Origin of the sequence: Halioxenophilus sp. WMMB6, from assembly GCF_033283405.1 — a bacterium.
Classification (GTDB): Bacteria; Pseudomonadota; Gammaproteobacteria; order Pseudomonadales; family Cellvibrionaceae; genus Halioxenophilus.
The window spans coordinates 141438-166049 of sequence record NZ_JAWMQR010000005.1; the positions used below are offsets into that span (position 1 = coordinate 141438).

Sequence of the window (24612 nt, forward strand, 5' to 3'; positions counted from 1 at the left end):
CGCCATTGACTGTTAGCCATGAACTATAAACTCTCCAAATTTGGCGAGCGCTTCTGCGCCCCCTCCGGCACCTTCACTCTGATGGATGATCTGGGCAAGGCCCTGACCACCAACCCGGATATGCTCTTTCTGGGGGGCGGTAATCCAGCGCAAATCCCGGCCGTTGAGGCGGAGATCGTGGCCGCTATCGAGGCGCTCCTGGCGAGCCCCGGCGGTGTGCAGCGGCTGTGCGGAAACTACCAGTCGCCACAGGGCGACCCGGCCTTTTTGGAGGCGATGGCCGCCTACCTGCAACGCAATTGTGGCTGGCCGGTAACGGCGGAAAATATTGCCCTGGCCAATGGCAGCCAAGCCGCCTTTTTTGTGCTGTTTAATATGTTGGCCGGGGAGTTCGACGACGACAACCTGAGCCAGATTTTGCTGCCCATGGCACCGGAGTACATTGGTTACGCCAGCTCTGGATTGTCCGATAACTTTTTTGTCTCCCAGAAACCTCTGATTGAGCCGTTGGCCGATGGGCAGTTCAAATACCACATCGATTTTGACAATCTGCCGTTGAATGACGCAGCCTCGGCGCAGGGTATCGGCGCCATCTGCCTCTCCCGGCCCACCAACCCGACCGGCAATGTGATCGGCGATGATGAGCTGGAGCATCTGCGGCAGTTGGCCAAAGCACGCAATATTCCGATTATTATCGACGCCGCCTACGGCTTGCCGTTCCCGGGTATTCTCTTCACCCAGGCCGACTGCCCCTGGGATGACGGCATTATCTACCTGATGAGCCTGTCGAAGCTGGGGCTGCCTGGGGTGCGCACCGGTATCGTGGTGGCCAGCCGTGAGATCATAGCCGCCTATACGCGCGCCAATACGGCGCTCAATCTGGCCTGCTCCAGCGCCGGCCCAGCTCTGACCCGGCCCTGGTTTGAGGATGATCGGGTCAATCTGATCGGTCGCACCATGGTGCAGCCCTTCTATGAACAGGCCTGCCAAACCGCACTTAGGCTGGTGCGGGATAAGTGTGCCGACCTGCCGGTGCGGGTACACGCACCGCAGGGGGCGATCTTCCTCTGGCTCTGGTGTGAAAATCTGCCGATTAGCAGTGAAGAGCTCTATCAGCGTCTGAAGGCCCGCGGCGTACTGGTGTTATCTGGCCACCACTTCTTTATTGGTATCGACACCGACTGGCCCCATGCCCACGAGTGCCTGCGCATCACCTATTGCCAATCCGAGACGGTGTTGGAGCAGGCGATCACCCTGCTGGCCGAAGAGCTGCGCTCACTCTACCAGGCCGATTGAGGGATTCGCTTAGGCAAACCTTCGATTGGCCGGAGCCTGTGGCATAATGGCCGCCTTTTAACCTGCCCCCACACGACTGTTGTTTGCTATGAGTCTGCCAATTTACCTAGATTACGCCGCCACCACCCCGGTCGACCCCACTGTGGCCGAAGCCATGACCGGCTGTTTGACCATGGCCGGCAACTTCGCTAATCCGGCCTCGCGCTCCCATCGCTACGGCTGGTTGGCGGAAGAGGCGGTGGAGACGGCCCGCCGCCAGGTGGCGGACCTGCTCCATGCCGATCCGCGTGCCATCGTTTGGACCAGTGGCGCCACTGAGGCCAATAATCTGGCAATCAAGGGTGTGGCCGAGGCGCTGGCCGCACCCGGCAGCCACTTTGTCACCTCCGCCATTGAGCACAAAGCGGTGCTCGACTGCTACCAATACCTGGAGGGCAAGGGGTTTCAGGTCACCTACTTGCCGCCCAATAACCTGGGTGAGATCAGTCTGGAGCAGGTAGAGGCGGCACTGCGGCCGGAGACCGTGATGGTTTCACTCATGCACGTCAACAACGAAATCGGGGTGATCAACGATATTGCCGCGCTGGGCCAGCTGTGCCGGGAGCGCGGAGTGTTGCTGCACGTCGATGCCGCCCAGAGTGCCGGCAAGCTGGCCATTGATGTCAATGCCATGCAGGTGGACCTGATGTCGGTTTGTGGCCACAAAATTTATGGCCCCAAGGGGGTTGGCGCGCTGTATGTACGCCGTACCCCGCCATTGACTATCGCCGCCCAAATTCACGGTGGCGGCCACGAGCGGGGCATGCGCTCCGGAACCCTGCCCACCCATCAGTGTGTCGGTATGGGTGCCGCCTTCGCCCTGGCGGCCACCCAGCTGGAGGCCGATGGTGACCACTACCAGCAGCTGCTGGCTCGCTTTTTGGCCGGCATTCAGGCCATTGGCGGCATCACCGTCAATGGTGACTCAGACCGGCGGGTGGCCAACATCATTAACCTGGCGTTTGCCGATGTCGATGGCGAAAAACTGATGCTGGTTTTGCGGGAGCTGGCCATCTCTTCGGGCTCTGCCTGCACCTCGGCCAGTATTGAGCCCTCCTATGTGCTGCGCGCTCTGGGGCTGCCCCATGAGCTGGCGCTGTCGTCCCTGCGCTTCAGCTTTGGCCGTTACACCCAACTGGATGATATTGACCGGGCGGTGGCGGTGGTGCGTGAAGGCGTTGGCAAACTGCGTGGCCTGTCAGCACGTACCGGTGGCTGACTTGTGCAAACCATAGGCAGAAGCCTATAAAGCGCGTATAATCCGCGCTCGATTTTTTGCCCTAACTGCATTTGCCAAGCGAAGCGGTTAGGCGCCCGATGCCGGTTGCGGTTCGGCGAATGCCCGAGCTCTGAAGAGTGTGCGGGCTTTGCAGGAATTGGAGCCAGGAGCGTAACGGCAGTTGTTACCCAAAAATGCACGCAACTCATCAACGTGCTTGCTGCAGATTCATACGAACACACAGATATTCATCTAATTTCAATGGAGAAACACATGGCAGTCGAGAAGACTCTGTCGATCATCAAACCCGATGCAGTAGCCAAAAATGTTATTGGCGAAATCAACGCCCGTTTTGAGAAAGCTGGTTTGCAAATTGTCGCCATGAAAATGCTGCAACTGGACGACACCAAAGCTGGTGGTTTTTACGCCGAACACAAAGAGCGTCCGTTCTATGCCGACCTGGTTGCCTTCATGACCTCTGGCCCGGTTGTGGTGCAGGTGCTGGAAGGTGAAAATGCCGTGCTGGCCAACCGCGAGCTGATGGGTGCAACCAACCCGAAAGAGGCCGCCGCCGGTACCATTCGCGCCGACTTCGCCAGCTCTATCGATGCCAATGCGGTACACGGTTCCGATTCATTGGCTTCTGCCGAGCGCGAAATCGCCTACTTCTTCAGCGACGCGGAGATCTGTTCTCGCTAGTTGGCGTTACCGGTGACCACGCCAATCCCTACCGGGTGTGGTGCGGTCCCGGTTCTGCTTGAGGGCCGGCAGCCTAACCTCCGGCCTTTAAAAGCCAAAGCTCAATCACTATCGTTAGCTGCTATCATCCCCAATCTGTTATCAACCCAAAGGCGTAGCTTCCCGCTCGCTGACCCATTTCTGGCCATTGACCATGTTAGAACCCGTTAACCACAGCGCAGAACCGGCACCGGAGAAGATCAATCTTCTCGAGCTTGCCCCCGCGAAGCTGATTGATTGGTTTGTCAGTATTGGCGAGAAGCCATTTCGCGCGACGCAAATATTGAAGTGGATCCACCAATTGGGGGTGACCGATTTTGAGCAGATGTCCAATATCAGTAAGGATTTGCGCGCTAAGCTGGCATCGTTGGCTTATGTAGAGCCGCCCAAGGTGTTGAAGCAGTGGGACTCCGCCGATGGCACCCGCAAGTTTCTGTTTGAGGTGGCCGGCGGCAGTGCGGTTGAGACGGTGTTTATCCCCGACGGTGAGCGGGGCACCCTGTGTGTTTCATCCCAGGTGGGCTGCTCGTTGGATTGTAGTTTTTGTGCGACAGGTAAACAGGGGTTCAACCGCGATTTGACTGTGGCCGAGATCATCGGCCAAGTGTTTGTTGCGGCGCAGTCGTTTGGCCAGCTGCAACCCAAAGGGCCGCGTAAAGTTACCAATGTGGTCTTTATGGGCATGGGCGAGCCGCTGCTCAACTTCGATAACGTGGTCGATGCCATCAACTTGATGATGGACGACAACTGTTACGGGATCTCCAAGCGCCGGGTGACGGTGAGTACCTCCGGTGTCGTGCCGGCCCTGGATCGCCTCGGCCAGTTCACCGATGCCTGCCTGGCTATCTCCCTGCACGCGCCCAACGATGAGTTACGCAACACGCTGGTGCCGATCAATCGCAAATACCCCATTGCTGAACTGCTGGCCAGTGCCAAGCGCTATATCGAGGGGCTGCCCGACACCCATCGCAAGATGACCATTGAGTACACCCTCATTGATCATGTTAACGACCGTCCCGAGCACGCGCATCAGTTGGTAGAACTGCTGCGCGATGTACCGGTAAAAATAAATCTCATTCCCTTCAATCCCTTTAAACTTTCCAACTATAAAAGGGTCAGCAATAACGCTTTGCACCGATTCAAGAACATTTTGATGGAGGCGGGCTACACCACGACTGTGCGCACCACCCGCGGTGACGACATTGATGCCGCCTGTGGTCAGCTGGCCGGCAGTGTTAACGATCGTACCCGCCGTGCCCAACGCCATCGTGCGAAAGTGGATACCGAGGCTGTCAAAATCCTTCCGCTTGATTCGCTTTCCTAGCGCAGATACGCAACAATTGGCGGCGCGTGGACGCCGGGGGTCTGGTTGATCTGAACGGGCCTGGCCAGATGTGCGCTGACCAAATGTGCGCTGACCAAATGTGCACTGAGTAGTGGCTTGCCGACAGGTTGATGGGCGGAGACCAAAACCGCCAGAGCACCGGCCAAATCTGTCTAGGGTGCTAAAATTAAAATCTTTTAAGATGGTTTGCTTACCACATGATGAGTTGGATAGATAACTACAAAAAAGGATTACTGGCGGCAACGGTGTTGCTACAGCTGTTTTTAGGTGGTTGTGTTACCACCCGCACCGGGGGCACGGAGTCCAATATGGATACCGAAAAGGCTCTCGAAAAACGGGTACAGCTGGTGTTGAACTACGTTCGCCAGGGCAATCGGGATCTAGCTCGCAGCAGTCTCAACAAGGCCCGTGCTATCGATGCCGATGACCCTCGGGTACTGAACGCCACCGCCATGCTCTACCAACTGGAAGGTGAGCCGCTACTGGCTGAAAAAGAGTTTAAAAAGGCGATTGGCCGCAATCCCGAGTTCTCAACCGCCCGCAATAACTATGGTGTACTGCTCTCCAGCCAGGAGCGCTACCAGGAGGCTCTGGAACAGTTTGAGGGTGCCGGCCGCGACCTGGAGTACGACCGGCGCGATGTGGCGCTTACCAATCTCGGCCAGACCGCCCAGCTGCTGGGTATGCACGAAAAGGCCAAGGCCAGTTTCGAACACGCTGTCCGGCTCAATCCCAAATCGCTGACGCCCATTATCGAGTTGGCCAAAATTGAATTTTCCGAGCGCAATTATGCCCAAGCCAAGGGCTATCTGGATCGTGCCGATACGCTCGGCAGCCCCACCCCGCAATCGCTGTGGTTAGGTATCCGCCTGGAGCGGATATTTGGCAATCGCGATAAAGAGGCCAGCCTGGCTCTGGCACTTAAAAATATGTACCCTTACTCCGCCGAATACCTGGAATACAAGCGACTGCTTGATGACTGATACCGCTATGAACCCGTCGCCCCCGGCCGACACTGATCCATCCGAGAGCAACGCCACGCCGACCATCACGCCCGGCCAGATGTTGCAGGACGCCCGCCAAAAAATGGGCTTCGAATTGGCCGATGTCGCCCGTGAAATTAACCTGCCGGTGAAAAAGCTTACGGCGCTGGAGCAAAACCAGTTTGACCGGCTCTCGTCCCCCACCTTTATCAAAGGCTACCTGCGCTCCTACTGCCGCTATTTGCAGATTGATGCCGATGCGGTGATCGCCTGCTACGACAACTACGTCTCCGAACTGAGCCAGGCCGGAGTCACGGTCACCCGGCCGACCCAGCGTATGAAACCTCTGGAGAAGCCGTTTCCGGAGTGGAACTGGGCTATTTTGGTGGGGGCAGTACTCTTTGTTGCCCTGGCCGGATTCTTTTTGTGGGGTGGTGGTAAAGATGCCGAATCGCCTGCGGTTGCGCGCCAGACGGTCGAGACTGCTCCTGCTGAGCCGGCCTTGGATACCAGCCCGGCGACCAATGAACTGCCCGGTGCGGTGGCTGCCTCAGACGAGTCGGTGAGCTCAGCGGTGGCTACCGAACCGCCGCAAACCGAACTTACCGCTGCACAATTGATTGCCCCGGCCGTGGCAGAGCAAGCCCCGGAGGTCGCAGCCGAGCCCACCAGTGACACGCTCGAGTTCAGTTTTAGTGAAGAGTGCTGGGTAGAGGTGAAAGACGCCACTGGGATGCCCCTGCATCAGGGAGTAAGCCAGGCGGGGGATAAATTATCCATTGTCGGCACGGCTCCATTCTCTATAATGCTCGGCAATGTTCGAGCCGCCACCCTGGAACTCAATGGCGAGCCTGTCAAAATTCAACCGGTTCCCGGCCGTAACACCCTGCGTTTCGAAGTCGGTGAAGAACCCTGATACTGTCTAACTTTCCCTGATTCAACTATGCATTTCCAATCGCCGATAAAACGACGTCACTCGCGTCAGATCATGGTGGGTGATGTGCCTGTGGGTGGCGACGCCCCCATCAGCGTTCAAAGCATGACCAACACAGAGACCACCGACGTGGCCGCCACTGTCGCGCAGATCAAACGCATTCAGGAGGCCGGTGCCGATATCGTACGGGTCTCCGTGCCTTCGCTCGACGCCGCCGAAGCCTTTGGTGAGATTCGCAAGCAGGTCGATATCCCGCTGGTGGCAGATATCCACTTCGACTACCGCATCGCCCTGCGGGTGGCTGACCTGGGAGTCGACTGTCTGCGCATTAATCCGGGCAATATCGGCCGCGAAAAACGCATTCAGGCGGTGGTGGAGAAGGCCAAGGATCTCAATATCCCCATCCGCATCGGCGTCAACGCCGGCTCTCTTGAGAAGGATCTTCAGAAAAAGTATGGCGAGCCCACCCCCGAGGCGTTGGTGGAGTCGGCTTTGCGCCACGTCGAGTTTCTCGACCGCTACGATTTTCAAAATTTCAAAGTGTCGGTAAAGGCCTCGGATGTCTTTATGGCCGTGGCCGCCTACCGCCAGCTGGCCAGCCAAATTGAGCAACCTCTGCACCTGGGTATTACCGAAGCCGGAGGCCTGCGCGGCGGTACGGTGAAATCGGCGGTGGGGCTGGGTGCTCTGCTGATGGAGGGCATTGGCGATACTCTGCGCATCTCTTTGGCGGCCGATCCGGTGGAAGAGGTGAAAGTGGGCTGGGAGCTGCTGAAAAGCCTGAAACTGCGCTCCAAAGGTATCAATTTCATCGCCTGTCCCAGCTGTTCACGGCAGAATTTTGACGTGATTAAAACGATGAACGAGCTGGAGTTGCGCCTGGACGATATCACCACGCCCATGGATGTGGCGGTGATCGGTTGTGTGGTCAATGGCCCCGGTGAGGCGCGCGAGGCTGATATCGGCTTGGCCGGCGGGCAGCCCAACCTGATCTACATCGGCGGTCAACCCGACAGCAAACTGGGCAATGACGACCTGGTGGATAATCTCGAACGGTTAATCCGGGCGCGGGCGGCTGAAAAAGAGGCCGATCTGCAGAACCTGATCGCCAAAGCCTGACCACTGTTACTCAGGCACTATCAGCAACCCCTATCTGGAAACTACTTTGAGCAAGATTCAAGCAATTCGCGGCATGAACGACCTCCTGCCGGAGGAGACTGCGGTTTGGCAATTTGTGGAAGCGACCGTGGCGTCGCTGTTTGGCAGCTACGGTTATCAGAATATTCGCTTCCCCATCCTCGAACAGACCGAGCTGTTCAAGCGCTCCATCGGTGAAGTGACCGATATCGTTGAAAAAGAGATGTATACCTTTAACGACCGCAATGGCGACAGCCTCACCTTGCGGCCGGAGGGGACGGCGGTCTGTGTTCGCGCCTGTGAGCAGAACGGCCTGCTGCACAACCAGACGCAAAAGCTCTGGTATCTGGGTCCCATGTTCCGCCACGAAAAACCTCAGAAGGGGCGCCTGCGCCAGTTCCATCAGTTTGGGGTCGAGGCCTTTGGTTTCGAGGGCCCGGATATCGATGCCGAAATTTTGGTGATGACTGCCCGCCTCTGGCAGGTGTTGGGTTTGTCCGATGCCGTGACTCTGCAGCTCAACAGTATCGGCTCAGCCGCCGACCGGGCCAAATATAAACAGGCTCTGGTTACCTATTTAAGCGCCCAGCAGGAGTCGCTGGACGAAGACAGCCAGCGCCGACTGCACACCAACCCCTTGCGTATTCTCGACAGCAAAGATGCCAAAACCCAGGCCCTGCTGGCCGGAGCACCCAGCTTGGGTGATTATCTGGACGACGACAGCAAAGCCCACTTTGCCGGTCTCTGTCAGCTGCTGGATGGCATGGGTATCAACTACACCATAAACCCCCGTCTGGTGCGCGGCCTCGATTACTACAACAAAACCGTGTTCGAGTGGGTGACCACCCATCTGGGCGCCCAAGGCACGGTCTGTGCCGGTGGCCGCTACGATGGCCTCACTGCACAACTGGGCGGTCGCCAGGTGCCGGCAGTGGGTTTCGGTATGGGCGTGGAGCGGTTGGTGCTGCTGTTACAGGAGCTCAATCTGGTGCCCGCAGGCCTGGAGCGCAGTGCTGATGTTTACCTGGCAGCAGTAGGCGATGTGCAACTTAAAGCACTGCAGCTGGCGGAGCAGGTGCGGGCTGAACTGCCTGGCGTGCGTATCGTTACCCACTGTGGTGGCGGCAGTTTCAAGAGCCAACTGAAAAAGGCCGATAAGAGCGGGGCGAGTATCGCGCTGATTCTGGGCGAGAACGAAGCTCTGAGCGGTCAGATAGCGGTGAAGCCGTTGCGTACCGATGCCGAGCAGGAGACCATTGCCCAGTCGGAACTATGTGGCAAACTTGCGGCCCTACTCAAGGCCTGATGGCCTGACTTTGGCCCACCAGTTAACTGGCAGCAATCAAATTTTTAAAGGGTTTAGGGCGTTTGTGTTAGGCAAGCAGGCCTGCCCAACAATAAGGAGCGGATTGAGTGAGTGCACACCTGACTGAAGAAGAACAGATTGAAGCCTTCAAACGGTGGTGGAAGGAGAATGGCAAAAATACCCTGACGGCGATTGTTTTGGCGTTAGCGGTCTATTTTGGTTGGCAGGGTTGGCAGAACAACCAACAGGCCAAACGCGAAAATGCCTCGGTGCTGTTTCAACAGATGAGTGAAATTGCCGCAATTGAGCCGGGTATCGAGCTGAGTCAACAGCAGCTGATAGAGGTTGCCTCCCTGGGCGAACAGCTTAAAGATGGCTACGCCAAGAGCTTCTATGCCGTGAGTGCCGCCATGCTGATGGCAAAATATGCGGTTGATCAAGGTAACCTGGACGAAGCCAAAACCCAGCTTGGTTGGGCCAAGGAGCACAACCGCGATGCGGCGCTAACACCGGTGATCGACCTTCGTCTGGCCCGTTTGCATCTGGCGGCTGGCGAACTCGATCAGGCATTGGCGCTGGTAAAGGTTGCCCCGGCCACCGAGTTTGGCAGCAGTTACGCCGAGGTTCGCGGTGACGTTCTGGCGGCTCAAGGTGACACCGACGGCGCGCGGGAAGCCTACCAACTCGCCCTGGATACCCTGCCAGACGATCAATCCAGCCGTCGTCGCTTCCTCTTGATGAAGCGTGATCAGTACGCCACCGAAGTGGTAGCCGAGGCAGAATAGTTATGCGTTTGTTGTTAATGTTCGCGGCTCTGCTTGCCCTGGCGGGCTGTTCCAGCTCCGGAGAGTTGAAGCCTTCACCGCTGGTGGATGTCGATAATCAGATTGTCTTTAAAAAGGTTTGGTCGCGGGATACCGGTGGCGGCCAGGATCAGCGCTACACGCTGCTGAAGCCAGCCTTTGCCAATGGCCAGGTTTACGCCATGGACATCGACGGGCGGGTCAGCGCCTATGCCGCGGAAACCGGTAAACGTCTGTGGCGCTCCAAGCTGAAGCTGGAAACCTCTGGCGGCGTCGGCGCCTATGAGAAGTACCTGGCGGTGGGGACCTACGACGGTGAAGTAGTGCTGCTAAGTGCTGAAACCGGGGAGGAAGTCTGGCGCCAGCAAGTCTCCACCGAGGTGCTGTCGGCACCGCAGCTCAACAGCGAGCTGGTGGTGGTGCATACCATTGATGGCAAGCTACACGGTATCTCGATTGCCACCGGTGAAAAGCTCTGGCAGTACGACAACACCCATCCAGCCTTAACCAGCCGTGGCTCCTCCACACCCATTGTTACCGAAACCCTGGTGGTGGCGGCGTTTGACAATGGCAAACTGATTGCGCTCAACCCCGATAACGGCATTGGCCAATGGGACCAGCGGGTGGCGATCCCCAGTGGTCGCACCGAGCTCGAGCGCATGGTCGATATCGACGGCTCACCGTTGATGGTGGGTGACCTGATCTTTGCTGCCAGCCTGCAAGGGCGCCTGGTGGCGATTAGTCGGGCTACCGGCAGGGGCCTTTGGGCACGCGATACCTCCACCTATCAAAACCTGGCCAGCAATGGACTGGCGGTATTTCTGACTACCGCCGACGATACTATCCAGGCCTACAACGTCGGCAATGGTGAAGATGTCTGGACTAACGAGCAGATGTTGCGGCGGCAGCTAACCGGCCCGGCCTATGTTCAGGGGCTGGTGATGACTGCCGATAGCGAAGGCTACCTGCATGTTTTGGATGCCAGTAGCGGCGAGTACCTGGGCCGTAAGAAGATCAATGGCAGTGGTATCCGCTCTCCGCTGGTGGTAATGGGGGATAAGGTTCTGATCTTCAGTAATGACGGCGATCTGTACCTCTACTCTGTAACCAGAAAAAGCGAGTCATAAATCACTTCAAGGCGCCCCGGCCGATATTCGGCCGGCGTTGCTCTCCCAACCGGTTCAGCTCGCCTTTGTGCGCCTGAATCTCTACAATCTGCAGTTTTGTTTGTCGCCGTCCCGGCGCTAGCAGCTATATCGCCAATATCCAATACCCATACGAGAGTGCCATGCTACCGGTAATTGCCCTTGTCGGCCGACCCAATGTGGGAAAGTCTACGCTTTTCAATCAGCTGACGCGCAGTCGTGATGCCCTGGTGGCGGACTTCCCCGGCCTTACCCGCGACCGTAAATATGGCGAGGCCAACGTCCAGGGGCGCCGGCTGATGGTGGTGGATACCGGCGGTTTGAGCGGTGATGAGACGGGAATCGATTCGGTGATGGCCGGCCAGTCACTGGCGGCGATCAACGAGGCCGATGCCGTCCTGTTTGTGGTGGACTGTCGCGCCGGTCTGACCAGTGCCGACAGCATGATCGCCGAACACCTGCGTAAATCGGGCAAGCGGGTGTTTGTGGTGGCCAACAAAATTGACGGCAGTAATCACGATGTTGCCGTCGCCCCCTTTTATGAATTGGCCCTGGGTGAGCTCTACCCAACCACCGCCAGCCATGGTCGTGGTATCCGTTCGCTGATGGAGGCTGTGTTGGCGGCGCTGCCGGAACCCGAGGAGAGTGATGAAACACTGCCTGACGGTGTCAAAATCGCCATTGTCGGCCGCCCTAACGTTGGTAAATCGACCCTGGTTAATCGGCTGTTGGGAGAGGATAGGGTAGTGGTTTACGACCACCCCGGCACCACCCGCGACAGTATCTACATCAACTATGAGCGCAATGACAAAAACTACACCCTGATTGATACCGCCGGTATTCGGCGACGTAAAAATGTTTCTCAGGCGGTGGAGAAGTTCTCCATCGTCAAAACGCTGCAGGCTATTAGTGACGCCAATGTGGTGGTGCTGCTGATGGACGCCCAGGAGGGGTTGGTGGATCAGGATCTGCACCTGATGGGGCAGGTGATCGAGCAGGGGCGGGGGCTGGTATTGGCGCTCAATAAGTGGGATGGTCTTGACAGCGACCACAAGGATTTTATCAAGAAGGAGCTGGAGCGCCGTTTACAGTTTGTTGATTTTGCCGATCTGCACTTTATCTCTGCCAAACACGGTACCAACGTTGGCCATCTGTATGAGTCGATCGAGCGCGCTTACCAGTCGGCCACCGACAAGTTGTCGACCAACCAACTGACACGCATTCTGGAAGATGCCATCAAGGTTCACCAGCCGCCGTTAGTCAATGGCCGGCGTATCAAGCTGCGCTATGCGCACGCCGGTGGCCACAACCCGCCGATTATTGTCATTCACGGCAACCAGACCGAAGCGGTACCCAGCCACTACAAACGCTACCTGGAGAAGACCTTCCGGCGGGTATTGGACTTGCACGGCACGCCCTTGCGGATAGAGTTCAAAACCACAGACAACCCCTTCGCCAGTAAGGCGCAACCCAACAAGGCAGGTAAAAAGCGACCGGCGCGGGCGCCCCTGCGCAACAAACCCGGGCCGACGCCCCCGGGAGGCCGTCGCTAAGCCAGGTTATTGCTTATCAGGCGTTGCAGGTGGCGGCGGTACTGTTCTCCCGATAAGACCAGCGGATCATATCCATCAGGTCCTCATCGGCGAAGTTCTCCACCCGGGTAATCGTCAACCAGTAGCCATCCCCCTTCTCCACTTGGCGAATTTTGGGTGGGCTGTACAGGTCATTAAATAGCGCTTCGGTAACCTGCAGGGAGAACTGCCACTGGATTGGTGCGCCCGTTTCAAAGTAGGCGAAGGGGCGTTTGCCGATGGTGAAGGCCATGGAGGTACCTTCGCTGTTGAGTAGCTGCTGTTCGCTGTCCGGTAGAGACAGGCAGTATTTGATGACTTCTGCGCATTTCATGGGGATTTGCTACCTTGCTGTTATTGCCAGAATGCCAACATTTGCACGGGGCGTTTGTGGCAGAAAGTTAACCAAAGGGCGGCGTTTTGGCGAAAAGCCGCCAAAAAAGCAGGCCCTAAGCCCTGGGAATGGCCCTTTTTGGCTACTGGAGTTGAGGTATATCAAATTCTGTTCCCAACTGATGCTGGCCAGCAGGCTGACGATTTGGCCTCGTAGAGGGTGGAGGGCAGCGGTTCATGTTCTATGATTTATGGGGTAGTGGCTAAACAGTGGCTGCGCAGAAGTGACGTTAGGCGAGGGACAATGAATCTTTTCACTGGAATGAGCGGCTACAAAAAAGGCTATGGTGGCCTGCTGATCGGTTTGTTGGCGGGGTTTGCCGGTCTGGTTCAGGCCGAGGAGCGGTCGCTGATGGAGCTCGGGCTGGGCCTGGGGGCCATGCACCAGTCGTACTACACCGGTACCAAGCAGCAACGGGATCTGGTCTACCCGGTGCCTGTTCCGATCTACCGGGGCAAGATTTTACGGGCCGACAGCCGCGGTGTTCGGGCCGAGGTGCTGGAAGAAGACCGCTACAAGCTGGATATCAGCTTTGACTTCCACTTCGCCGTCGACAGCGACGATGTCGACCTGCGCCGCGGTATGAACGATATCGACAACCAGCTGCAAACCGGCCCTTCACTGGAAATTAACCTGTTTCAGGATGAGCGCAACCGCTGGCAATTAAAACTGCCGGTACGCTTTGGCATTGGAATTAGTGGTGAGGGGATGAGTGACCACGGGATAAGCTTTGCCCCCCAACTGCGCTACCGCTACCGGCTGCCGGTGGAGAGCGCCCCCTGGTATGCGTATATTGGCGCCGGGCCTAAGTTTGGTAACGATCAGTCCAACGACGTCTACTACGGTGTGGCAACACCCTACGCCACCGCTGAACGGCCAGCCTACGAGGCGGAGGCCGGTTATGCCGGCTATCGGGTTTCACTATCGCTGCGTTCGTGGAATCCGGATCGGTTGTGGGTATTGTTTGCCCGCTACGACAATATCGGCGGTGCTGTGTTTAACGATTCACCACTGGTGGAAACAGACGACAATTGGTCGGTGGGTATTCTCTACAGCCACATCATCTATCGCTCCAAAAGGAAGGTGGAGCGATAGCGGGCTGGGACAGCAGTTAGTGGGCGGTCAGCAGGCGATCGTATTTGCGGCTTAACAGGTCGTAGAAGTTCTCGCGCAGGCTGTTGATCTCGCCCTTGAACTTGGTGATCTCCTCCTGGCTGATATCCTGCCGCCCAACATAAACCTCTTTACGGAAGATGGCGATTTTCGCACCGTAGACCCGCAAGGTTTTCTCCATCCCTTTTTCACCCAGCATCAGCAGGGTGGCTTCCGCTTCGGCCAGTTTCTTAAACTCGGTGACCAGCTCTTTGTTGATCTCGGCCAGCTCTTCACGCCGGGCGCTTGGCCAACGCTCGCCGTAGCGAATCGACTCCACCAGCAGGGCCGAGTATTTGGCGAAGGCATGGCTGACGGCGCCGACATCGGCCGAAATCTGCTCGAGCAACTGCACTTTGCGATTGTGGGCGGGATCTTCCACCGGCTGTTGTCGGCGCCAGAGCAGCAGCCAAAACAGCATACCGGTAATAATCGCCCCAAGAATGACTTTGACGCTAGTGTCAATGAGTTGCCAGATTATGCCGTGGTCCATAGTTAACCTACCCGTGAGTGCCAATATTTCGTCAGCGAAGCCTTGGGCCAGCAGCCACAGTGGTTGTCTACTGCGGCGGTGGTTATCGTTAAAAGATATGCTAACTCTATGATTATTAAGAGTTTATATTTTATACGGGCTAAGCCTTCGATGGTTTTCGTACGTTTACAAACGCTAGCTTTTCAGCGGTTGCAATGCTGTTAGCAGGAGTAGAGCAAAGACCGTTCCCGATTAGTGGGTAGCGATTGGTGAGATTAACCGCCGGCCAGTTTGACCTGGTGGCCAAGGGTTTCCAGGGTGAGCTTTATTTTTTCTCGGTCGTCCGATTGAATTTCGATAACGCCCTCTTTCACCGCGCCACCCACGCCCAGTTTCTGTTTCAATACCTTGGCAGTCTCTTTCAGTTTTTGCGGTTCGATACCAGTGACCAGACTGACACCCTTGCCTTTGCGGCCCTTGGTTTCCCGGCTGACGCGTACAATGCCATCGGTGACGCTGCTTTTGACCGCCGCCGGCGCTTGCTCTTTAATGCGACCCTGGTCGGTTGAGTAGACCAGCCGGCTGTTTTTGTTCGAAGAGCTCATTGTTGGTCTCCCAGTGTGCGCAGTCGGAATTATTGCGGATTTTTGGCTTTGACTAGTTTTTGGCTCCACAAGCCAAACAACATCAATGCCGAGCCTAGGGTAAATACGTAGAGGGGATTAATCCCCGATAATTGCCAAAAATGGAATAGGGGTGCCAAAATAACGGCCACAAACAGGCCTATCGACGTTAAATTTTCCGCCCCTTCCGGTAGTTGAATCTCTGCCTGGCAGTGCGGGCAGGGAAACGGTTGGCGATTGATAAAGGGTCTTAGCAGGTTGCTTCGTTTCAAAAGTGCTTTGTCCATCGGCTTCTGGCAGTGTGGACAACGTAGAATTTTGATGAGGGGTACCAAGAGTGCCTGCCTTATAGAGAATGCTAATTTTTGCCGGCGCTGATTTTAGCAACAATTTTTCATAGCCTCCAAGCCGATGGCAATGACTGCTAGCGATGGGTGTGTTGGTAACAGGACCAGAGTGGAATGACGCCAGAGAGAGAGACCGTTAAAGAGTATCTAAATAGAGTCATTTTTGGCACAGATACACCGGCAGGCAAGGCCTTCGATCTCGTACTTATCTACTCGATCTTTGTCAGTGTTGCGGTAGTGATGCTCGATTCGCTGCAGGTCTTTGCCGTGGAGTTCAAACTCTACCTGAATGCGGCCGAGTGGTTTTTTACTGTGCTGTTCAGTGTCGAGTATGCCTTGCGCATCTACTGCACACCAAAGCGCTGGCGCTATGTGCGCAGCTTCTACGGTATTATCGATCTGCTGGCGATACTGCCGACTTATCTCGCCCTCTTTATCGGCAATATCAACTACCTGGTGGTCATTCGTCTGCTTAGGGTATTGCGTATATTCCGAGTGCTAAAGCTGATGCGCTACCTGGAGGAGGCCAATTTACTAACCCGGGCAATTCTCGCCTCGCAGCGCAAGATTCTGGTCTTTTTCGGCACAGTGCTGGTGTTGGCCACCGTCTTTGGGGCGTTGATGTTTGTTGTCGAAGGGGGGGGGCATGGTTTCACCAGTATTCCCAACAGCATCTATTGGACCATCGTTACCATCACCACCGTCGGCTATGGTGATATCACACCCCAAACTTCGTTGGGTAAGATCATCGCCTCCCTGGCCATGCTTACCGGCTACTCCATTATTGCCGTTCCCACCGGAATATTAACGGCGGAGCTGAATCAGGAGCTGATGCGTGAGCGGGTTAAGCACGCCTGCCCGGCCTGTCATGGTGTGGGCCATGAACGCGATGCCACCTACTGCAAATTTTGTGGCGAGGAGTTGCCCAAACGTACCCATCTATAGACGAGCAGGCTGAACCAAACTCAGCTTTGGCTAGCCTGTAAGTAATCAGTGGGGGATGTGAAGCGGATGGATAAACCACCCGCTGTGGCATTAGGACCAGTTGCCAGCCGAAACGCTGATGGGGGCGATCTCTTCCACTATCAGCTCTTCCTGTTCGTGGGTTACCTGAGGCAGCTTGTGGTTTTTCCAATCCATGATCGAAAACTTACCGTTCATATCCTCGATGAGAGCCGTGCAGGATTCCACCCAGTCGCCAGTATTGTAGTAGCTGATATCGTTGAGTTCCTTTATAGACGCATGGTGAATGTGGCCGCAGATAATACCGTCGAACCCCTGCTTTTGTGCGTAATGGGAGGCAGCATCTTCGAAATCGTTGATATAGGTCTGCGCCCGTTTGATGTGGCTTTTCAAAAAGCCGGCAAACGACCAGTAGCCATAACCATAACGCGCGCGCAGCCGGTTGAAGTGGCGATTGAGAAACATCAGTAGGTCATAGCCCCAGTCACCAATCCATTTCAGGACAGTGTGCGCGCGGGTGACTCCATCAAACTGATCACCGTGCATGACCAACAATTTTTTATCGTCTGCGGTGGTATGCACCTTTTTGTTGATCAGGTGAATGTTGTCAAAACGGTTGTTGGCAAATTTGCGCAGGAACTCGTCGTGGTTGCCGGTGATGTAATAGATATTGACCCCACGTTTGGATAGCTTCAGGATGCGGCGAATTATACGGGTGTAACTTTTGCGCCAGTGCACCTTTTTACGCATGCGCCAGCCATCGATAAAATCGCCAACAATATAGAGTGATTGGCAGTGATTGGCTTTCAGAAATTCGTTCAGCTGGCTGGCTTGGCAATCTTTTGTGCCGAGGTGAACATCAGAGATAAAGATAGCGCGGTTGCGGGCTACATTGTCTGTCGATGTGGCTTTCATTAATGTGGGCTTTGAGTGTGGGGAGTGATTTGCTTGCTCGTAAGGCTATTAACCCTGCTTTAAGCTGTCATCATGCGGTGTCTATATGTCAGAAATATGATGGATATTTGACCATCTTATGAAGGCCGCTGGCCGCCAGTTGCGGCTGGCCGATAAATTTATTGGTGGCAGTTTGTTGCTGCCGCAAGCAAACAGAGTGAGGACGTTTGATGAATACCGAGCAGGTGATAGTGGAACTTCGGGAGCAGGTGGCCGAGTTGCAGACTCGGGTGAGCTTCCAGGAGGATACCCTGGCCGCCCTCGACCAGGTGATCAGTCGCCAGGATCGGGAGCTGACTATGCTGACGGCACAGTTTGCCAGCTTGGCAGAGCGCATGCGGGATATGCAGTTTACACTGGACGAGCGCGATGCGGGTGATGAACGCCCGCCCCACTATTAAGCGCCCTCCCTACTATTAAAGGGGGTTGCCGTTAAACTGGATGGTTCACTGTTGGCTATCGATTCGGCCGTTGTCTCCCGCCTAAAAGTCGTTCTCATCCATCATCTCATCGATATCCCGTTTGCGCTGTTCCAGCAGGGCGATGGTGTAGTCGGATTTGGCCAACTTAAGGGCGTTGTCGATCTGCTTGCGGGCTTTGTCATAGACGCCATTGAGGATGAAGTATTCGGCGCGGGCCTGGTGTAGGCCCAGAATATTGCCGGACAGCCCGCGCACCTCTGCCAGCAGATACCAGAGGTATTCATCATTGGGCCGGCGCTTGGTGTGCTCAGTCAGTACCAGCTCCGATTGGCTGTAGCGCCCGGCGTCCATGAGCACTTCGGCCAGGGCGGTATTGAGTGGGTGGTTGTCGGGGCTCAGTTTAAGTGCCTGTTGCAGCCGATATTGGGCGGCGTCGTAATCGCCCATTTTCGCCTCCAATTTGGCGGTGGCAATAGTGAACAGGTTCTCCTCGGGTGCCATTTCAGTCAGGTAGGCCAGTTGCGCTTTGGCCTCATCGAAGCGCCCGGCTTCGGTCAGTGCCAGGGCCAGGCCATAGCGACTGGCCATATCATTGGGGCTTTCGCCCTCCAGCTCTGAGGTAAAGATCTGAACTGCGATGTTGGCATTCTCTGCGTGCAGCAGTTTGGCTCTGGCCTGCATAAAGTAGAAGTAGTTGTGCTCGGCGGGTGGGGCCTCAGCCAAACGGTTGGCACGGTTGCGGGCATCGGCAATACGGCTTTCGGTTACCGGGTGGGTGAGCAGGAACTCCGGTGGCCGTGAGGAGTAGCGAGTTTCGCGTAACATTCGCTCAAACATCTCGGCCGGGGCGCTTGGGTTGCGACCGGCCGCAATCAGAGTTTGCAGGCCGATGCGGTCGGCCTCCTGCTCGTTTTGCCGGCTGAAGCGCAATTGTTGATCAAGTGCAGCCGCCTGTGTCGCTGAAATAGCCGCCATACCGGCATCGGCACCGGCGGTTGCCGCCAAGATAAAGCCCGCCAGGATACCGGCCATGGTGGGAATGCTGGCATTGCTGCTAGCCTCCAGGCTGCGGGCGTAGTGCCGTTGCGAAAGGTGCGCGAGTTCGTGGGAGAGCACGGAGGCCATCTGGTCTTCGTCTTCAGCGTAGAGAAAGAGGCCGGTGTTGACCCCTACAACCCCGCCGGGCACCGCAAAAGCGTTGATGGTTGGGTTGGGGATAATAATCAGATCCAGCTGTTGGTTCTTCAGCTGGCTGTGAGTAGCCAGGTCGGCGAGCAGTTGCTCTGTGTATTCGTAAAGCAGCGGGTCAGAGGAGGTTTTTACCTGGCTGCGGAACATACGCAACCAGGCTTGGCCCAGTTTGTACTCCCGAGCCGGTGAAATAAGCCCCGAACTGGTATCGCCCAAATCTGGCAGTTGAATGTTGTTGCTGTTGCCGAGGCTACTTAATGGCAGGCTGGCTAAAGAGCCCAGTAGCAGGCAGGCCGGAAGGAGGCGTGTGCACCGTTTGATGGTCTGCTTGGTTACTTGGCTGGTGGGTATGTAAAACACAATAACTTGGTCTCTGACTGGTACTAACCTGGCTTCCTGGGCTATGCGGCGCCGGTGCGAATGCGACTTTTAGGAGCGCAGCTGTCGATTGCGGGGAACTGAATGATGGACTGGAAACCCTAAGGCTACCAGCTAAGCATAGCCGTTACACAGAAATTTCAAAAGCTTGGATAACAATAGGCGGATAGGGTTCAAATTGGCTCGATGGCAGTGGACTAACGGTGCTGGCAGCGGGCGAAGAGTGGTGAGATAGAAACCGGTGGTGGAATTGAATAGTGACCGTCAAGACGCGTATAGTGCTCCCCGATTTGAGACAGCTCGGGCAGCTGCCCGCCAGCCGGAGAATTGGGGCCAATGAGCCAAACCACGCACAATGAAACCGATGTCTTGCAGGTGGACGCTAGCGACTGCCTCTGCCCAATGCCGTTACTGAAGTTGAAAATGGCCCTAAAGTCGCTTGCTGCAGAGGCGGTTGTGGAGCTCTTGGCCTCGGATCCAACCTCTCAGCAGGATATTCCAGCCTATTGCCGCATCAGCGGTAACCCATTGCTCGGCTTCAGCCAGCGCGATGGCTTATATATTTATCGAGTTCAAAAGAAGGCCTAGGGCCTGTTAACACTAATTTAGCACCACTGCTGGAGGTCAGTTTTTTGTCCAGCTAGGCGCCAGACGTGCCATGTAGTGGGCCTACATAAGCGGCGGGCAACAACGCTGGGCAAAAAACTGGCCCCAGCCCGAAGGGTTGAGCCTGAAATGAGCTCGCTCGTTGTTGCTCACCGCTGATTTGGGCCCACCAAACTACGCGGCTCGCGCCTAGATCGAGCTCATTTCAAGCTCAACAGAGGCGCTAAATTAGTGTTAACAGGCCCTAGCCATCCGTACAATCGCACAGCTCTGCCAATAGAAGGATCATCAAGCGTGTTACGAATTTTGAGCAATTGGATACACCGTTACCTATCCGATGAAGAGGCGGTGCTCCTAGTCATTTTTCTTATTGTGGCACTGGTGGTTACCTTCACCATGGGTACCATACTGGCGCCAATGCTGGCCGGAATGGTGATCGCCTTTCTGCTGCAGGGGCTGGTTCTGCGTTTGCGCGGCTTTGGCCTGCCGCACGTGGTGGCGGTGACCATCACCTTTCTCATCTTTGTCGGTTTTATTGGTGTTTCGCTGTTTTGGATTATGCCTGTCATTTGGGAGCAGATGCGGGGCTTGTTTGCCGAACTGCCGCGTATGCTGACCAAAGCCCAGCAGTTGTTGCTGTTGCTGCCGGAAAAATACCCCAGCCTGATCAGCCAGGTGCAGGTTCAGGAAGTGCTCGACATGACCCGCAAGGAACTCGGCAATGTCGGCCAATCCCTGCTGACGCTCTCCCTGGCCAATGTCCCTATCCTTATGGGGGTGTTGATCTACCTGGTGTTGGTGCCTTTGCTGGTCTTCTTCTTCCTGAAAGACAGCGTGCAGATACAGGCCTGGCTCTCCTCATTTCTGCCACACCACCGGCCGGTGATGACCCGCATCTGGCTGGAGATGAACCAGCAGATTGCCAACTATGTGCGCGGTAAGGTGATGGAGATCTTCATCGTTGGTATTGTCTCCTATATCTGTTTCTCATTGCTGGGGGTCAACTACGCGCTCTTGTTAGGGGTGATGGTGGGGCTGTCGGTGATTGTTCCCTACATCGGTGCTGCGGCGGTGACTGTACCGGTGGCGCTGGTGGGTTATTTCCAGTGGGGGTGGTCCGGGGAGTTTTTCTACCTGGTGGCTGCCTATACTGTGATTCAGGCTCTGGATGGCAATGTCCTGGTGCCGCTGTTGTTTTCCGAGGCGGTCAATCTTCACCCCTTAGCGATCATTCTCGCGGTATTGGTGTTTGGTGGCCTGTGGGGATTTTGGGGGGTCTTTTTTGCCATCCCATTGGCCACACTGATTAAAGCGACGGTCAACGCCTGGCCGCTGGCGCAGGCGGAACTGGCGGAATCAATGGCGGCCGGGGCGCTGGCGCCGCCGGCAGAACTGAATCCGGAAACTGTAGAACAAGAAGAAGCAAAACCAGAGTAGCTGTTGCTAAAGACGTTTGTAGCGCTGCACAACTAAATAAATGGATATGACTTTATGAGAGCTTTTTTGCGGCTGATTTGGCCATTGGGAATGATCGTTTGTCTGTGGTTGCCAACCGCCAGTTGGGCGGCTGACATCTACACCAGTGATGTGGACGACCGCCAGTATCGTTATTTTGAGTTGCAAAATGGCCTCAAGGCGTTGGTTATTCAGGATGCCAATGCTGATAAAGCTGCCGCTGCCCTGGATGTCTTTGCCGGCAGTGCCGAAAACCCCGAGGGGCGGGCCGGTTTAGCCCACTTTCTGGAGCATATGCTCTTCCTCGGGACGGAGAAGTACCCCAACTCCGATGAATACCAGGCGTTTATCAACGCCAATGGTGGCAGCCACAATGCCTACACAGCCCTTGAACACACCAATTACTTTTTCGATATACGGGCTGATGCCTTGGCGCCAGCCCTGGACCGTTTCGCTCAGTTTTTTGTCGCTCCGCTATTTACCCCGGAATATGTCAGCCGCGAGCGCAATGCGGTTAACTCCGAGTACAGTGCGCGTATAAAAGATGATATGCGCCGCAACCTGGATGCCATGCGCGAGGTGGTCAACCCTAAACACCCGGCGGCGATGTTCGCGGTCGGTAGCCTGGATACCCTGGCTGATCGCGATGGCGACCCGGTACGCGAAGACCTGATCGAGTTTTATAAACGCTACTACTCCTCCGATAAAATGGCGCTGGTGGTCTCTGGCCGGGAATCACTCGACGAGTTACAGGCTATGGTCGAGAAGCTGTTCAGCGCGGTACCCAAAAATGATTCCATCACCAGCCGTAAGTCTCAGCCGCTGTTTGTGAAGGGTGCGCTGCCTATGGAACAGGATATTGTTCCAGAGCAGGAGTTGCGAAGCCTGTCGCTGATCTTTCCGGTACCCTTGGTAAAACCCTATTACCGTAAAAAGCCGTTGGATTACATTGGTAATCTGGTTGGCCACGAAGGGCCAGGCAGCATCATCGATATCTTAAAACAGCAGGGCTGGGCAGAGGCCCTGAGCGCTGGTGGCGGCTACGATGATCGCTTTAACAGCAGCTTCCAGGTCAATATTCGGCTGACGGAAGCCGGGTGGCAGCATCGTGACGAAGTGGTGGCGCTGGTCTTTGCCGGTATTCGCAAGATTCAAAAGTCGGGCGTTGATGCCTGGCGCTATCAGGAGCAGGGGCAGCTGGCCAAGCTCGATTTCCTCTACCAGGAGAAGCACGATCCGCAACAGACTGTCAGCTTTCTGGCCACCCAACTGCAGGAGTACCCGGCCGAGGAGGCCTACCGCTCGCTCTACCTCTATGAAGATTACGATCGCAAGTTGATTCGTAACTATCTTGCCGACATGAAGCCGGACAATCTTTATCTGCAGGCGACAGCGCCGGAGGTTAATGCCGATAAAGAGAGCGAGTACTATCAAACCCCCTATAGTGTCGCTTCGCTGAATGGTAAACAGTGGCAGGCGCCGAAAGCGTTGGTGAAAGCGTTAAAGTTGCCTGAGCCTAACCCCTTTGTGCCGGATGATTTAACGCTCTTAACCGGCACCGAAGATCAGGCCATTGCCAAGCAGACCATGGATGAAACCGAGCTGTGGTTTAAAACCGATACCAGTTACGGTGTACCGCGGGGCATGGTTATGATTCGTACCATACTGCCCAGCGCAGGCCGCTCCATGAAAGAAGCGGTGATGCTTTCACTTTATGAGCGCATGATTGAAGAGAGCCTCAACTCCTACACCTACCCGGCGACCCTGGCCGGACTGAATTTCGGTGTTAATGCCAACACCCGTGGTATTGATATTCAACTGGGGGGTTACAGCGACAAACAGGCCGAGCTGCTGCAGAAAATAATTGCCTCCCTGCACGACACCAAGAGCATGGCGCCGGTGTTTGAACGGGTGAAGCAACAGCTGATTCGCGATTGGCGCAATGCTGATAAGAAGCCACCCTACGGCCAGCTATTTGCTGAGTTGGCCTCCACCGTGTTCTCGCCCCAGTGGTCGAGTGCAGAGAAGTTGACCGTGGTGGATGCCGTCACCTTTGACGATGTTGACGCTTTCGCCAAGCATCTGTTTGATGGGGGGCGGGCTAGAGTGCTGGTGTACGGTAACTTCTCAGCGGAAGATGCCGCCGGGTTTGCCACATCGATCCATCAATTGCTCAATAAACCCTCTGATACCACAGCACCTCCCGCCGAGGTGGTGAAACTGGATACAAAGGATGATTGGTTGTGGTTGACGGTCGCTCACCCGGATCAGGCTTTGGTGGGTTACCTGCAGGGCCACGAGGATACCCTGGCTGAGCAGGCTCGCATGTTGTTGCTACAGCAGGTAGTGAGTTCCGACTTCTTTAACGATCTGCGCACAGAGCAGCAGCTGGGCTACGTTGTTTTCGCCACCAATGCCTCCTATAAGCAGGTGCCTGGGTTGTTGTTGGTGGTGCAGTCGCCGGTAGCCTCGGTAGAGGCGATCCACTCGGCCATGACTCACTTCCTGAACCAGTTCGCGTTAACTTCCGAGCAGCAATTGGATCAGCATAAGCAGGCACTGGTGGTCGATTTGTTGCAGGCCCCTAAAAACCTGGGCGAGCAGGCGGGGTTCTATTGGGACAACATCATCCAGGAGCAGTGGAGTTTTGATCGTCGGCAACAGTTGGCCGATGAGGTCAATAAGGTGACCCTGGCCAGTTTTCGGGAATTTTATCAGTCGCGGGTAACGGAAGGCGCGCGCTGGCTCTGGTTGGCAGCCGGTGAGGGGCAGGATAAGCCCACTGCAAAAAATTGGATCGAGAATCGAAATAAATACAAGGCAAATTCCCCCGTCTATGTTTATCCTTAACGGAATTTGCCGACACCGCTATCGATTTGTAGTTTTGCTACAAAATTTTAGCGATTGTTTTATTTAGCCCAAGGCCGGCTGAGTTTGCCTGAAAAATAGCCTGAGGCCGCCGGGAATCGGCCTTTCAGCTACTATGTTGCCAATTATTGGCGGCCTAGACTAAAGTCACCCTGCGTTTGGTGCGCTTAGGTTCTAGAAAATTCAGGGCTGATATGTAAAAATACTACAAAATTTTTTCACAGCACGCTGGTCCCCACTGTTGGGGTAGATATTTCGCAGGATTGACTGG

23 protein-coding genes are annotated in these 24612 nt (G+C 55.7%); 17 read left to right on the top strand and 6 right to left on the bottom strand.

Going from position 1 to position 24612, the window contains the following annotated elements:
• Positions 1-18: 18 nt before the first annotated feature.
• The 11 genes from SBL51_RS13880 (at position 19) to der (ending at position 12498) form a co-directional block, all read left to right on the top strand.
• Positions 19-1296: a valine--pyruvate transaminase gene (locus SBL51_RS13880; RefSeq protein WP_317931593.1), complete on the top strand. Its 1278-nt coding sequence runs from the start codon at positions 19-21 to the stop codon at positions 1294-1296.
• 88 nt (positions 1297-1384) lie between these two features.
• Entirely contained in the window at positions 1385-2554 is a 1170-nt protein-coding gene (locus SBL51_RS13885; RefSeq protein ID WP_317931594.1) for an IscS subfamily cysteine desulfurase, read from the top strand.
• Between the two features lie 273 nt (positions 2555-2827).
• Complete coding sequence (gene ndk / locus SBL51_RS13890; RefSeq protein ID WP_317931595.1) at positions 2828-3253, top strand: nucleoside-diphosphate kinase; 426 nt, start codon at positions 2828-2830, stop codon at positions 3251-3253.
• Positions 3254-3446: 193 nt separating this feature from the next.
• Complete coding sequence (gene rlmN / locus SBL51_RS13895) at positions 3447-4616, top strand: 23S rRNA (adenine(2503)-C(2))-methyltransferase RlmN (protein WP_317931596.1); 1170 nt, start codon at positions 3447-3449, stop codon at positions 4614-4616.
• A gap of 218 nt (positions 4617-4834) precedes the next feature.
• Positions 4835-5620: a type IV pilus biogenesis/stability protein PilW gene (gene pilW, locus SBL51_RS13900; RefSeq protein ID WP_317931597.1), complete on the top strand. Its 786-nt coding sequence runs from the start codon at positions 4835-4837 to the stop codon at positions 5618-5620.
• The gene (locus SBL51_RS13905; protein WP_317931598.1) at positions 5613-6536 is read left to right on the top strand and encodes a RodZ domain-containing protein; all 924 of its coding nucleotides are present in this window, start codon (positions 5613-5615) and stop codon (positions 6534-6536) included. The genes pilW and SBL51_RS13905 overlap by 8 nt, the downstream gene beginning before the upstream one ends.
• 27 nt (positions 6537-6563) lie before the next feature.
• Positions 6564-7673 (top strand): flavodoxin-dependent (E)-4-hydroxy-3-methylbut-2-enyl-diphosphate synthase, encoded by a 1110-nt coding sequence (gene ispG / locus SBL51_RS13910; RefSeq protein WP_317931599.1) that lies wholly within the window; start codon positions 6564-6566, stop codon positions 7671-7673.
• A gap of 46 nt (positions 7674-7719) precedes the next feature.
• Positions 7720-8997 carry a histidine--tRNA ligase gene (gene hisS, locus SBL51_RS13915; protein WP_317931600.1) on the top strand — a complete coding sequence of 426 codons (1278 nt, stop codon included), beginning with the start codon at positions 7720-7722 and terminating at the stop codon, positions 8995-8997.
• 107 nt (positions 8998-9104) lie between these two features.
• Positions 9105-9782 (top strand): tetratricopeptide repeat protein, encoded by a 678-nt coding sequence (locus SBL51_RS13920; RefSeq protein WP_317931602.1) that lies wholly within the window; start codon positions 9105-9107, stop codon positions 9780-9782.
• A 2-nt stretch (positions 9783-9784) separates the two neighbouring features.
• Complete coding sequence (bamB, locus tag SBL51_RS13925; protein ID WP_317931603.1) at positions 9785-10927, top strand: outer membrane protein assembly factor BamB; 1143 nt, start codon at positions 9785-9787, stop codon at positions 10925-10927.
• 161 nt (positions 10928-11088) lie between these two features.
• Positions 11089-12498: a ribosome biogenesis GTPase Der gene (der, locus tag SBL51_RS13930; protein WP_411860484.1), complete on the top strand. Its 1410-nt coding sequence runs from the start codon at positions 11089-11091 to the stop codon at positions 12496-12498.
• A gap of 16 nt (positions 12499-12514) precedes the next feature.
• On the opposite strand, the gene SBL51_RS13935 is transcribed toward der, so the two are convergent.
• Positions 12515-12850: a hypothetical protein gene (locus SBL51_RS13935; protein WP_317931604.1), complete on the bottom strand. Its 336-nt coding sequence runs from the start codon at positions 12848-12850 to the stop codon at positions 12515-12517.
• 303 nt (positions 12851-13153) lie between these two features.
• On the opposite strand from SBL51_RS13935, the gene SBL51_RS13940 reads away from it, so the two are divergent.
• Positions 13154-14005 (top strand): MipA/OmpV family protein, encoded by an 852-nt coding sequence (locus tag SBL51_RS13940; RefSeq protein WP_317931605.1) that lies wholly within the window; start codon positions 13154-13156, stop codon positions 14003-14005.
• A gap of 16 nt (positions 14006-14021) precedes the next feature.
• Here SBL51_RS13940 and SBL51_RS13945 read toward each other — a convergent pair whose 3' ends face one another.
• The 3 genes from SBL51_RS13945 to SBL51_RS13955 all read right to left on the bottom strand — a co-directional run bounded on the left by SBL51_RS13945 (position 14022) and on the right by SBL51_RS13955 (position 15429).
• Positions 14022-14555: a hypothetical protein gene (locus SBL51_RS13945; protein WP_317931606.1), complete on the bottom strand. Its 534-nt coding sequence runs from the start codon at positions 14553-14555 to the stop codon at positions 14022-14024.
• 254 nt (positions 14556-14809) lie between these two features.
• Complete coding sequence (locus SBL51_RS13950) at positions 14810-15139, bottom strand: stress response translation initiation inhibitor YciH (protein WP_317931607.1); 330 nt, start codon at positions 15137-15139, stop codon at positions 14810-14812.
• Between the two features lie 29 nt (positions 15140-15168).
• A complete protein-coding gene (locus tag SBL51_RS13955) occupies positions 15169-15429 on the bottom strand; it encodes a hypothetical protein (protein WP_317931608.1) in 261 nt (86 codons plus the stop codon).
• Positions 15430-15618: 189 nt separating this feature from the next.
• Between SBL51_RS13955 and SBL51_RS13960 the strand changes: the two genes are divergently transcribed.
• Positions 15619-16449, top strand: coding sequence for an ion transporter (locus SBL51_RS13960; RefSeq protein ID WP_317931609.1), 831 nt, complete (start codon positions 15619-15621; stop codon positions 16447-16449).
• Between the two features lie 90 nt (positions 16450-16539).
• Here the strand turns inward: SBL51_RS13960 and SBL51_RS13965 are convergent, their stop codons facing one another.
• On the bottom strand, positions 16540-17382 hold the full coding sequence (locus SBL51_RS13965; RefSeq protein ID WP_317931610.1) for a UDP-2,3-diacylglucosamine diphosphatase: 843 nt from the start codon (positions 17380-17382) through the stop codon (positions 16540-16542).
• Between the two features lie 209 nt (positions 17383-17591).
• Between SBL51_RS13965 and SBL51_RS13970 the strand changes: the two genes are divergently transcribed.
• Complete coding sequence (locus SBL51_RS13970; RefSeq protein ID WP_317931611.1) at positions 17592-17822, top strand: SlyX family protein; 231 nt, start codon at positions 17592-17594, stop codon at positions 17820-17822.
• 81 nt (positions 17823-17903) lie between these two features.
• On the opposite strand, the gene SBL51_RS13975 is transcribed toward SBL51_RS13970, so the two are convergent.
• On the bottom strand, positions 17904-19394 hold the full coding sequence (locus tag SBL51_RS13975; RefSeq protein ID WP_317931612.1) for a M48 family metalloprotease: 1491 nt from the start codon (positions 19392-19394) through the stop codon (positions 17904-17906).
• Between the two features lie 354 nt (positions 19395-19748).
• Between SBL51_RS13975 and SBL51_RS13980 the strand changes: the two genes are divergently transcribed.
• The 3 genes from SBL51_RS13980 (at position 19749) to SBL51_RS13990 (ending at position 24323) form a co-directional block, all read left to right on the top strand.
• Complete coding sequence (locus SBL51_RS13980; protein ID WP_317931613.1) at positions 19749-20000, top strand: sulfurtransferase TusA family protein; 252 nt, start codon at positions 19749-19751, stop codon at positions 19998-20000.
• Between the two features lie 312 nt (positions 20001-20312).
• Positions 20313-21455 carry an AI-2E family transporter gene (locus SBL51_RS13985; protein ID WP_317931614.1) on the top strand — a complete coding sequence of 381 codons (1143 nt, stop codon included), beginning with the start codon at positions 20313-20315 and terminating at the stop codon, positions 21453-21455.
• A 54-nt stretch (positions 21456-21509) separates the two neighbouring features.
• Positions 21510-24323 (top strand): insulinase family protein, encoded by a 2814-nt coding sequence (locus SBL51_RS13990; RefSeq protein WP_317931615.1) that lies wholly within the window; start codon positions 21510-21512, stop codon positions 24321-24323.
• Positions 24324-24612: the final 289 nt, after the last annotated feature.

Bases quoted from the DNA above. Each gene is read 5' to 3' on its own strand.
- SBL51_RS13880 (WP_317931593.1), top strand. From the start codon at position 19: ATGAACTATAAACTCTCCAAATTTGGCGAGCGCTTCTGCGCCCCCTCC.
- SBL51_RS13935 (WP_317931604.1), bottom strand. From the start codon at position 12,850: ATGAAATGCGCAGAAGTCATCAAATACTGCCTGTCTCTACCGGACAGC.
- SBL51_RS13885 (WP_317931594.1), top strand. From the start codon at position 1,385: ATGAGTCTGCCAATTTACCTAGATTACGCCGCCACCACCCCGGTCGAC.
- ispG (WP_317931599.1), top strand. From the start codon at position 6,564: ATGCATTTCCAATCGCCGATAAAACGACGTCACTCGCGTCAGATCATG.
- rlmN (WP_317931596.1), top strand. From the start codon at position 3,447: ATGTTAGAACCCGTTAACCACAGCGCAGAACCGGCACCGGAGAAGATC.
- SBL51_RS13960 (WP_317931609.1), top strand. From the start codon at position 15,619: ATGACGCCAGAGAGAGAGACCGTTAAAGAGTATCTAAATAGAGTCATT.
- pilW (WP_317931597.1), top strand. From the start codon at position 4,835: ATGATGAGTTGGATAGATAACTACAAAAAAGGATTACTGGCGGCAACG.
- SBL51_RS13905 (WP_317931598.1), top strand. From the start codon at position 5,613: ATGACTGATACCGCTATGAACCCGTCGCCCCCGGCCGACACTGATCCA.
- SBL51_RS13990 (WP_317931615.1), top strand. From the start codon at position 21,510: ATGAGAGCTTTTTTGCGGCTGATTTGGCCATTGGGAATGATCGTTTGT.
- ndk (WP_317931595.1), top strand. From the start codon at position 2,828: ATGGCAGTCGAGAAGACTCTGTCGATCATCAAACCCGATGCAGTAGCC.
- bamB (WP_317931603.1), top strand. From the start codon at position 9,785: ATGCGTTTGTTGTTAATGTTCGCGGCTCTGCTTGCCCTGGCGGGCTGT.
- SBL51_RS13950 (WP_317931607.1), bottom strand. From the start codon at position 15,139: ATGAGCTCTTCGAACAAAAACAGCCGGCTGGTCTACTCAACCGACCAG.
- der (WP_411860484.1), top strand. From the start codon at position 11,089: ATGCTACCGGTAATTGCCCTTGTCGGCCGACCCAATGTGGGAAAGTCT.
- SBL51_RS13965 (WP_317931610.1), bottom strand. From the start codon at position 17,382: ATGAAAGCCACATCGACAGACAATGTAGCCCGCAACCGCGCTATCTTT.
- SBL51_RS13945 (WP_317931606.1), bottom strand. From the start codon at position 14,555: ATGGACCACGGCATAATCTGGCAACTCATTGACACTAGCGTCAAAGTC.
- SBL51_RS13970 (WP_317931611.1), top strand. From the start codon at position 17,592: ATGAATACCGAGCAGGTGATAGTGGAACTTCGGGAGCAGGTGGCCGAG.
- SBL51_RS13940 (WP_317931605.1), top strand. From the start codon at position 13,154: ATGAATCTTTTCACTGGAATGAGCGGCTACAAAAAAGGCTATGGTGGC.
- SBL51_RS13980 (WP_317931613.1), top strand. From the start codon at position 19,749: ATGAGCCAAACCACGCACAATGAAACCGATGTCTTGCAGGTGGACGCT.